This window comes from Pelatocladus sp. BLCC-F211 (assembly GCF_041928655.1).
In the GTDB taxonomy this organism is placed as follows: domain Bacteria; phylum Cyanobacteriota; class Cyanobacteriia; order Cyanobacteriales; family Nostocaceae; genus Pelatocladus.
The window spans coordinates 19,580-30,301 of sequence record NZ_JBHFLM010000200.1 but is presented as its reverse complement, the minus strand read 5'-3'; the positions used below and the strand labels follow the sequence as shown (position 1 = coordinate 30,301).

Sequence of the window (10,722 nt, the reverse complement as noted above, 5' to 3'; positions counted from 1 at the left end):
CAAAACGGAGAGTTTGATCCTGGCTCAGGATGAACGCTGGCGGTATGCTTAACACATGCAAGTCGAACGGAACCTTTAGGGGTTTAGTGGCGGACGGGTGAGTAACGCGTGAGAATCTGGCTCTAGGTTCGGGACAACCACTGGAAACGGTGGCTAATACCGGATGTGCCGAGAGGTAAAAGATTAATTGCCTGGAGATGAGCTCGCGTCTGATTAGCTAGTTGGTGGTGTAAGGGACTACCAAGGCGACGATCAGTAGCTGGTCTGAGAGGATGATCAGCCACACTGGAACTGAGACACGGTCCAGACTCCTACGGGAGGCAGCAGTGGGGAATTTTCCGCAATGGGCGAAAGCCTGACGGAGCAATACCGCGTGAGGGAGGAAGGCTCTTGGGTTGTAAACCTCTTTTCTCAGGGAATAAGTTCTGAAGGTACCTGAGGAATCAGCATCGGCTAACTCCGTGCCAGCAGCCGCGGTAATACGGAGGATGCAAGCGTTATCCGGAATGATTGGGCGTAAAGCGTCCGTAGGTGGCTGTGTGTGTCTATTGTTAAAGAGTTTGGCTTAACCAGATAAGGGCGGTAGAAACTACACAGCTAGAGTGCGTTCGGGGCAGAGGGAATTCCTGGTGTAGCGGTGAAATGCGTAGAGATCAGGAAGAACACCGGTGGCGAAAGCGCTCTGCTAGGCCGCAACTGACACTGAGGGACGAAAGCTAGGGGAGCGAATGGGATTAGATACCCCAGTAGTCCTAGCCGTAAACGATGGATACTAGGCGTTGAGAGTATCGACCCTCTCAGTGCCGTAGCTAACGCGTTAAGTATCCCGCCTGGGGAGTACGCACGCAAGTGTGAAACTCAAAGGAATTGACGGGGGCCCGCACAAGCGGTGGAGTATGTGGTTTAATTCGATGCAACGCGAAGAACCTTACCAGGGCTTGACATGTCTGGAATCTCTTGGAAACGGGAGAGTGCCTTCGGGAGCCAGAACACAGGTGGTGCATGGCTGTCGTCAGCTCGTGTCGTGAGATGTTGGGTTAAGTCCCGCAACGAGCGCAACCCTCGTACTTAGTTGCCAGCACTTCGGGTGGGCACTCTAAGGAGACTGCCGGTGACAAACCGGAGGAAGGTGGGGATGACGTCAAGTCAGCATGCCCCTTACGTCCTGGGCTACACACGTACTACAATGCTACGGACAAAGGGCAGCAAGCCAGCGATGGCAAGCAAATCTCAGAAACCGTGGCTCAGTTCAGATCGCAGGCTGCAACTCGCCTGCGTGAAGGAGGAATCGCTAGTAATTGCAGGTCAGCATACTGCAGTGAATTCGTTCCCGGGCCTTGTACACACCGCCCGTCACACCATGGAAGCTGGTCACGCCCGAAGTCGTTACCCTAACCGTTCGCGGGGGGGGACGCCGAAGGTAGGACTGGTGACTGGGGTGAAGTCGTAACAAGGTAGCCGTACCGGAAGGTGTGGCTGGATCACCTCCTTTTAAGGGAGACCTACCCACTCAAGTGACCTCGGACAATATAGAAGTTGTAAAGAGGTAATGAGTTGGTCATCCCAGGTCGGTCGTAGGATAGTGTGGCTTTCAAACTATAGAAGGGTTCGATAAATGGGCTATTAGCTCAGGTGGTTAGAGCGCACCCCTGATAAGGGTGAGGTCCCTGGTTCGAGTCCAGGATGGCCCACCTGAAGCAATTAAAAATGTAAAATTAAAAATTAAAAATTTTAGAAAATCTCTTTAATTTTTAATTCTCAATTTTGAATTTTTAATTCTTTAGCGGGGGTTTAGCTCAGTTGGTAGAGCGCCTGCTTTGCAAGCAGGATGTCAGGAGTTCGAGTCTCCTAACCTCCACCTGTGTAAAAGCAACAGAAAAGTCTAGCACCTGAAGTCAAAGAACAGGCTGCTGGGTATTGTTCCAGCCAGAACCTTGAAAACTGCATAGAGAAGCGAATTGTAGGTAGTGAGGTGAACAGTCAACAGTGAACAGTAATCTAAGCAAAAATAGAGAACTGGGAAGTGAAGACTGAACACAAAACAGACACCAAAGTAATGTGAAGTGGTCAAGCTAATAAGGGCTTGCGGAGGATACCTAGGCACACAGAGGCGAAGAAGGACGTGGTTACCAACGATAAGCTCCGGGGAGTTGGAAGCAAGCATTGAGCCGGAGATTTCCGAATGGGGAAACCCTAAGTACTGGCTGTTGAATATATAGACAGTCAAGAGCGAACCCAGCGAACTGAAACATCTTAGTAGCTGGAGGAAAAGAAATCAAACGAGATTCTCCAAGTAGTGGTGAGCGAACGGGGAAGAGCCTAAACCAGATTGCTTGCAATTTGGGGTAGTGGGACAGCGTGGTCGAATCGTAGAGCTAGACGAAGCAGCTAAGAACTGTACCAGAGAAAGTGAAAGTCTTGTAGTCAAAAGCTTGAAGATAGTAGCTGAATCCCGAGTAGCAGCGGACACGTGAAATCCGATGTGAATCAGCCGGGACCACCCGGTAAGGCTAAATACTACTGTGTGACCGATAGCGAAACAGTACCGCGAGGGAAAGGTGAAAAGAACCCCAATAAGGGGAGTGAAAAAGAACATGAAACCGCAAGCCCACAAGCAGTGGAAGTCCGATTCAACGGATGACCGCGTGCCTGTTGAAGAATGAGCCGGCGAGTTATAGGCACTGGTAGGTTAAGTGAATTTCACGAAGCCAAAGCGAAAGCGAGTCTGAAAAGGGCGCGAATCAGTGTTTATAGACCCGAACCCTGGTGATCTAACCATGGCCAGGATGAAGCTTGGGTAACACCAAGTGGAGGTCCGCACCGACCGATGTTGAAAAATCGGCGGATGAGCTGTGGTTAGGGGTGAAATGCCAATCGAACCAGGAGCTAGCTGGTTCTCCCCGAAATGTGTTGAGGCGCAGCGGTAATGAATAAATCTGGGGGGTAAAGCACTATTTCGGTGCGGGCTGCGAGAGCGGTACCAAATCGAGATAAACTCTGAATACCCAGAGAACACATTGCCAGTGAGACGGTGGGGGATAAGCTTCATCGTCAAGAGGGAAACAGCCCAGACCACCAGCTAAGGTCCCCAAATCATCGCTAAGTGGCAAAGGAGGTGGGAGTGCACAGACAACCAGGAGGTTTGCCTAGAAGCAGCCACCCTTGAAAGAGTGCGTAATAGCTCACTGGTCAAGCGCTCCTGCGCCGAAAATGAATGGGACTAAGCGATGTACCGAAGCTGTGGACTTGTATGAATTTACAAGTGGTAGGGGAGCGTTCTGTATAGGAAGAAGCACTAGCGGCGAGCAGGTGTGGACAGTACAGAAGTGAGAATGTCGGCTTGAGTAGCGCAAATGTATGTGAGAATCATACACCCCGAAACCCCAAGGGTTCCAGAGCCAGGTTCGTCCACTCTGGGTTAGTCGGGACCTAAGGCGAGGCCGAACGGCGTAGTCGATGGACACAGGGTGAATAATCCCTGACTAGAGTATGGGAGCATTTTTAGGGACGCATGAGTGTAGGCTACACCCTGACTGGATTGGGAGGAGTTTACGAACTCCGTGTAGCTCAAACAAGTGCCAAGAAAAGCTATGAATGCGTTGAACATGCTTTACCCGTACCCGAAACCGACACAGGTGGGGAGGTTGAGAATACCAAGGGGCGCGAGATAACTCTCTCTAAGGAACTCGGCAAAATGGCCCCGTAACTTCGGAAGAAGGGGTACCCAAGAAATTGGGTCGCAGTGAAGAGATCCAGGCGACTGTTTACCAAAAACACAGGTCTCCGCAAACTCGTAAGAGCATGTATGGGGGCTGACGCCTGCCCAGTGCCGGAAGGTTAAGGAAGTTGGTCAGCACATGCGTGTGTAAAGCTGACGACCGAAGCCCCGGTGAACGGCGGCCGTAACTATAACGGTCCTAAGGTAGCGAAATTCCTTGTCGGGTAAGTTCCGACCCGCACGAAAGGCGTAACGATCTGGATGGTGTCTCGGAGAGAGACTCGGCGAAATAGGATTGTCTGTGAAGATACGGACTACCTGCACCTGGACAGAAAGACCCTATGAAGCTTTACTGTAACCTGGAATGGTGTCCGGGCTGGACTTGCGCAGGATAGGTGGGAGGCGTAGATATATCTCTTGTGGGGGATATGGAGCCAACGGTGAGATACCACTCTAGTTCAGCTAGGATTCTAACCCGCGACCGTGAGCCGGTCGGGAGACAGTTTCAGGCGGGCAGTTTGACTGGGGCGGTCGCCTCCTAAAAGATAACGGAGGCGCGCAAAGGTTCCCTCAGCACGCTTGGAAACCGTGCGACGAGTGTAAAGGCATAAAGGGAGCTTGACTGCAACACCAACAAGTGGAGCAGGTACGAAAGTAGGCCTTAGTGATCCGACGGCACAGCGTGGAATGGCCGTCGCTCAACGGATAAAAGTTACTCTAGGGATAACAGGCTGATCTCCCCCAAGAGTCCACATCGACGGGGAGGTTTGGCACCTCGATGTCGGCTCATCGCAACCTGGGGCGGAAGTACGTCCCAAGGGTTGGGCTGTTCGCCCATTAAAGCGGTACGTGAGCTGGGTTCAGAACGTCGTGAGACAGTTCGGTCCATATCCGGTGCAGGCGTAAGAGTATTGAGAGGAGCCTTCCTTAGTACGAGAGGACCGGGAAGGACGCACCGCTGGTGTACCAGTTATTGTGCCAACAGTAGACGCTGGGTAGCCATGTGCGGAGCGGATAACCGCTGAAAGCATCTAAGTGGGAAGCCCACCTCAAGATGAGTACTCTCATGGAGCAATCCAGTAAGGTCACAGGTAGAACACCTGTTCATAGGCTCTAAGTGGAAGTACAGTAATGTATGAAGCTGAGGAGTACTAATAGACCGAGGGCTTGACCTCTCAAACACATTTATTCGCTTCAACTATCTATGCAGTCTTCAGGGTTTTGTACAGTTAACACTTATCAGTGAACATTATTTGATAACTGATAACTCATAACTGACCACTGATTTTTCCTGGTGTCTATGGCGCGGTGGAACCACTCTGAACCCTTCCCGAACTCAGTTGTGAAACGCTGCTGCGGCGACGATAGTTGTCGGGTTGCCGACCGTCAAAATAGCTCGATGCCAGGATCTAATACTATTACGAATCCATAAAAGCTCCCTGTGCTAATAGGGGGCTTTTGTTTTCTTTCTTATTATGTATGTTTGGATACGATCTGACTCTGATACTCCCAAACGTTCTAATAACTGTAAGTATTCTGTAAGATAGCGATCGCCTTTTGTCTAACTCCAAAATTAGAGATGCTTCTCCTTGATCTAAATTCTCTACAATTATCAGCCAGATTTTTAAACACAGCAGATATATTGCAGCTTACAGAGTTTTGCATTGCTTGCACTGATTTTTTTGAACTCATAGAAAATCAAACCGCCTCAGAAAATACAGCACGAGAAATTTTGCAGGATCGTCCATCACCAGCACCGCTCGACAACAAAATCGTACTGGGTTTCAGACATTATTTTCTACCACAAAGATACTAAGAACACCAACACATTTTGGATGCAATCGTCTGCTATTTTTCTAACCCAAAAACAGCTTATACGCTGGATTCTTATTTTCATCCCAATAACGATAACCAAGTGTATCCAAAAAAGCCTGCCACTCTTCCATTTCGTGAGGAGGAACTTGTATTCCTACCACAATCCTTCCGTAATCTGCCCCATTATTGCGGTAGTGGAACATACTAATATTCCAGTTGGGACTCATAGAACCGACAAACTTCATCAATGCGCCAGGGCGTTCGGGAAACTCGAAGCGGTAGAGTAATTCATTATGAGCGAGGGGAGAGTGTCCGCCTACCATGTGGCGCAGATGTAATTTTGTCAGTTCGTCATCGGTTAAGTCAATTGTCTTGAATCCACAACTTTCAAAAGTTGTAACCAACTTTGCCCGATCGCTACGATTTTCGATTTGTACACCTACAAAAATATGAGCTTCTTTTTGATCAGCAATTCGATAGTTAAACTCAGTCAGGTTGCGTCTACCCATACATTCACAAAACTTACGTAAACTTCCCCGTTCCTCTGGAATTGTCACAGCAAAGATGGCTTCACGGCGTTCACCTAGTTCAGCTCGTTCTGCAACAAAGCGGAGACGATCAAAATTCATATTCGCGCCACAGGTAACAGCTATCAATGTTTGTCCCTGAATTTGTTCCCGTTCTACATAGGCTTTAGCGCCTGCGATCGCCAATGCTCCCGCAGGTTCTACTATTGATCTTGTATCTTCAAACACATCTTTAATAGCTGCACAAGTATCATCTGTATCAACCAAAATAATTTCATCGACGTACTGCTGACACAGCCGGAAAGTCTCCTCTCCTACTTCCCGCACTGCTACACCGTCAGCAAATAAGCCGACTTGGGACAACCGAACCCGTTTCCCAGCTTGCAGCGATTGATACATGGCATCTGCGTCTACTGGCTCAACCCCAATAATCTTGATCTCTGGACGTAACCGTTTTACATAAGCTGCAATCCCAGAAATCAATCCACCTCCCCCAATCGCGACAAAAATTGCATGGATGGGTTGCTGGTATTGGCGGAGAATTTCCATACCGATGGTTCCCTGTCCAGCAATGACATCGGGATCATCAAAGGGATGAATAAAAGTTAAGCCTTTTTCTGCCTCCAGTTGACGAGCGTAAGCATAGGCATCATCGTAGGTATCACCATGTAACACCACCTCACCGCCACGCGCTCTGACTGCGTCTATCTTTACCTGGGGTGTGGTTATTGGCATAACGATAATTGCTCGTGTTCCTAACTCCCGCGCACCAAGAGCCACACCTTGAGCATGGTTTCCCGCAGATGCAGCAATTACACCCTGAGCAAGCAAATCCGGGGATAAATTTGCCATCTTGTTATAAGCGCCACGCAGCTTAAAGGAAAATACTGATTGCATATCTTCGCGTTTCAGCAGTAGCTTGTTATTCAACCGTGCAGATAAATTTGGAGCATATTCTAATGGTGTTTCTTGGGCAACATCGTAAACGCGAGCAGTCAGAATTTGTACCAAATAGTCACAAAGCATGGGCGTGAACAGGTTGATAGATGCCGAATAGAGTTCATTTTACGGCAGTTGTGTACCTATTTTGTGACTTTTGGAATAAGTGCGATCTACCTTCGATGCTTAAGATCAAAAAAGCATTATTAATTGGGATCTAAACATGCAAAAGCGACACTTGGGTACATCGGAAGTGACAATTACACCTATCTTAATGGGAACTTGGCAAGCTGGTAAAAAAGCATGGGTGGGAATTGAGGATGCAGATTCGATTAAAACCATACGTGCAGCTTTTGAAGCAGGTATCACCACCATCGATACTGCTGAAGTATATGGTGATGGACACTCAGAACGCATTGTTGCTGAAGCTTTATCTGATGTTCGCGATCGCGTCGAATATGCCACTAAGGTTTTTGCCAACCATCTCAAGTATGATCAAGTTATAGAGGCTTGCGATCGCTCACTCAAAAATCTGAAAACCGATTACATTGATCTTTACCAAATCCATTGGCCATCAGGTGCATTTAACAGTGAAATTGTCCCCATAGAAGAGACAATGAATGCTCTCAACCACCTGAAAGAGCAAGGAAAAATTCGGGCTATTGGTGTTTCCAACTTTTCCCGCACCCAATTAGCAGAAGCATCTCAGTACGGACGTATTGATAGTTTACAACCGCCCTATTCTCTATTCTGGCGGCAGATAGAAAAAGATACGATGCCCTATTGCATAGAAAATAATATATCTATTCTTGCCTACTCACCATTGGCACAGGGATTGTTGACTGGGAAATTTGGTCCAGATCATAAATTCGACCCCAAAGACAACCGTACTAGTAATAAGTTATTTCAAGGAGAAAACTTTGCTCGCGCTCAACAAGCTTTAGAAAAATTGCGTCCAATTGCACAACAGCATCAGTGTAGTTTAGCTCAGTTAGCCCTAGCTTGGTTAATTGCTCAACCTCAAACTCAAGCGATCGCAGGCGCACGCTATCCAGAACAAGCAAAAGATAATGCTAAAGCTGCTTCTATTCAACTTTCCGAAGCTGAACTGCAACAAATCGATGCTATTGGACGCATCGTTACCGATCATCTCGATGACAGTCCGATCATGTGGAGTTGGGAGTAACACATTGAGAAACTTAAAGACTCGTTAACTTCAGTTAAAACAGACTTGCAACTAATTTTTAGAATGATAGATTAATAAACAGGACACCAGACAAAGCACAACCAAACTGAATTGGGCAAATGACTTGGTGTCCCCCGTCATGAAGCCCTAGTAAACTGTCAGCATAACAGTAATATAAAGTGGCATATTCTCCTACAGAGGAGACGCCAAATCCCTAAGCGGAAAAACAAGATTATGCTGGGTTTGCTGTTAGTGATGTCCACCTTAACTATCTACTTTTTTTAACTCTGAACGATAACATCAACTTGATCACCAAAGAGTTTGCAGAACCTGGTCCCCTATGACCAGGTTTTTGCATTTTAATGGGATTTTAGAGATTTTGGGTATAAAAATAAACTGAAACGTTTGCAGAGAAAGGGAAATATTTTTAAGCTTTTGTTGGGTTCCCGCTCATAGAAATCTGGACAAAAAACTATGGGTAGTTTTGTTCAGAAATTTTAGAAATTAACTTACAGTTTCAAAGCCTTCAAGAACGCCAAGGGCGAACGCAAAGTCTTAATCCAACCTACAATTATCCTTAACACCAAGCATATTGGACTATGGATATCATTCAAATCCTCAAAGAAGATTATCAAAGATTTCCAGCAAATCAAACTTATAGCATCTACGCTGAAGAGGTTTATTTTCAAGACCAAGTATTTAATTTTCGGGGTATTCAGCTATACAAGCTGATGATTAAATTTATTGAGACTTTTTTTTTAAATCCCAAAATGGATTTGCATGATATCCAAAAAGAGGGAGACACAATTACAACTAAGTGGACACTCAGTTGGAATACTCCTCTCCCCTGGAAACCACGTATTTCTATCCCTGGTTGGAGTGAATTACGTCTCAACTCTGATGGTTTGATAGCTTCTCACATAGATTATTGGAATTGTTCGCGTCTAGATGTGATCAAACAACATTTCTCTGCTAAACAATCGATAATGTAAATAAATGTAAAAACTTCTCAGATAAAGCAGAATCATTCATGCGCGTAATTTTGATGACCGGAAAAGGTGGTGTAGGTAAAACTTCTGTAGCTGCTGCTACTGGACTGCGTTGTGCAGAACTTGGTTATCGCACCCTGGTTTTGAGTACAGATCCCGCTCACTCTTTAGCAGATAGTTTTGATCTGGAACTAGAACACGCCCCCCGGAAAATTCGCCCAAACTTGTGGGGTGCGGAACTAGATGCGCTACAAGAATTAGAGGGAAATTGGGGTGCTGTCAAGCGCTACATCACTCAAGTTTTACAGGCGCGAGGTTTGGATGGGGTACAAGCGGAAGAATTGGCAATTTTACCAGGAATGGATGAGATTTTTGGCTTGGTAAGAATGAAACGCCATTACGACGAAGGCGATTTTGATGTTTTAATTATCGACTCCGCTCCGACGGGTACAGCATTGCGACTGCTGAGTTTACCAGAAGTCGGTGGTTGGTATATGCGCCGTTTTTACAAACCGTTTCAAAATATTTCTGTTGCTCTGAGACCTCTGGTTGAACCTCTGTTTAAACCCATTGCTGGTTTTTCTTTACCAGATAAAGAGGTGATGGATGCACCTTATGAGTTTTATCAACAAATAGAAGCACTCGAAAAAGTCTTAACTGACAATAATCAAACCTCAGTGCGTCTGATTACCAACCCAGAAAAAATGGTAATTAAAGAATCTCTTCGCGCCCATGCTTATTTGAGTTTATATAATGTTGCGACCGATTTAGTGATCGCAAATCGCATTATTCCCAACGAAGTCCAAGACTCATTCTTTCAAAAATGGAAAGAGAACCAACAGCAATATCGTCAGGAGATTCACGACAATTTTCATCCTTTACCCGTGAAGGAAGTACCTCTGTTTTCTGAAGAAATGTGTGGTTTAGCAGCCCTAGAACAACTCAAAGAAACTCTCTATAAGGATGAAGATCCCAGTCAGGTTTATTACAAAGAAAACACGATTAGAGTTGTACAAGATCACAATCAATACAGCTTGGAATTGTATTTACCAGGTATTCCTAAAAACCAAGTTCAACTTAGTAAAACAGGTGATGAATTAAATATTACTATTGGTAATCATCGCCGAAATTTAGTCTTGCCACAAGCATTAGCAACACTGCAACCAGCAGGAGCGAAAATGGAAGATGATTATTTGAAAATTCGCTTTGCTGAGGCTGTAAATAGTTAATTTGTAGGAGGTGGGTAATACCCACTTCATCAATAATTATTAATTAACAAGCAAATAAACTGTTACTTTAGCATCAACAACAAGATACCCGATTTCTTAAAGAAATCGAGGTTCTGACTTTGTCAATTTTCACTACTACTAAACGGATTGCTGTAGGTGTCAGCAGTTCTTAATTAATATTTCTTAATGGTATCGTTGAGACACTAAGTTGTTATTATATTGCAAGAAAAATTTTTATTAACTTTCGTATAAATTAAAACCAAGCTTAATTTGATGCGATTGTATCATTATACACTGAGATTTAACTTTATCTTAATCA

Annotated in this window: 5 protein-coding genes, 2 tRNA genes and 3 rRNA genes; 9 read left to right on the top strand and 1 reads right to left on the bottom strand. The window is 45.7% G+C overall.

The window, feature by feature from the left end:
• Position 1: 1 nt before the first annotated feature.
• From ACE1AT_RS24095 to ACE1AT_RS24070, 6 genes are all read left to right on the top strand, one after another.
• Positions 2 to 1,492 (top strand): 16S ribosomal RNA (locus ACE1AT_RS24095).
• 125 nt (positions 1,493 to 1,617) lie between these two features.
• A tRNA-Ile gene (locus ACE1AT_RS24090) sits at positions 1,618 to 1,691 on the top strand.
• A 94-nt stretch (positions 1,692 to 1,785) separates the two neighbouring features.
• Positions 1,786 to 1,858 (top strand) — tRNA-Ala (locus tag ACE1AT_RS24085).
• A 207-nt stretch (positions 1,859 to 2,065) separates the two neighbouring features.
• Positions 2,066 to 4,893, top strand: a 23S ribosomal RNA gene (locus tag ACE1AT_RS24080).
• Between the two features lie 115 nt (positions 4,894 to 5,008).
• A 5S ribosomal RNA gene (rrf, locus tag ACE1AT_RS24075) occupies positions 5,009 to 5,126 on the top strand.
• Together the 16S, 23S and 5S rRNA genes with 2 tRNA genes alongside form the textbook arrangement of a ribosomal RNA operon.
• A 171-nt stretch (positions 5,127 to 5,297) precedes the next feature.
• A complete protein-coding gene (locus tag ACE1AT_RS24070; protein WP_374872992.1) occupies positions 5,298 to 5,534 on the top strand; it encodes a hypothetical protein in 237 nt (78 codons plus the stop codon).
• Positions 5,535 to 5,574: 40 nt separating this feature from the next.
• Here ACE1AT_RS24070 and ilvA read toward each other — a convergent pair whose 3' ends face one another.
• Positions 5,575 to 7,086 (bottom strand): threonine ammonia-lyase, biosynthetic, encoded by a 1,512-nt coding sequence (ilvA, locus tag ACE1AT_RS24065; RefSeq protein WP_374872990.1) that lies wholly within the window; start codon positions 7,084 to 7,086, stop codon positions 5,575 to 5,577.
• A 136-nt stretch (positions 7,087 to 7,222) separates the two neighbouring features.
• Here ilvA and ACE1AT_RS24060 point away from each other — a divergent pair, with 136 nt between their 5' ends.
• The 3 genes from ACE1AT_RS24060 (at position 7,223) to ACE1AT_RS24050 (ending at position 10,403) form a co-directional block, all read left to right on the top strand.
• Positions 7,223 to 8,185 carry an aldo/keto reductase gene (locus tag ACE1AT_RS24060; protein WP_374872988.1) on the top strand — a complete coding sequence of 321 codons (963 nt, stop codon included), beginning with the start codon at positions 7,223 to 7,225 and terminating at the stop codon, positions 8,183 to 8,185.
• Positions 8,186 to 8,784: 599 nt separating this feature from the next.
• On the top strand, positions 8,785 to 9,177 hold the full coding sequence (locus ACE1AT_RS24055) for a DUF2358 domain-containing protein (protein WP_374872986.1): 393 nt from the start codon (positions 8,785 to 8,787) through the stop codon (positions 9,175 to 9,177).
• Positions 9,178 to 9,215: 38 nt separating this feature from the next.
• Positions 9,216 to 10,403: a TRC40/GET3/ArsA family transport-energizing ATPase gene (locus tag ACE1AT_RS24050; RefSeq protein ID WP_374872984.1), complete on the top strand. Its 1,188-nt coding sequence runs from the start codon at positions 9,216 to 9,218 to the stop codon at positions 10,401 to 10,403.
• The last annotated feature ends 319 nt before the right edge of the window (positions 10,404 to 10,722 follow it).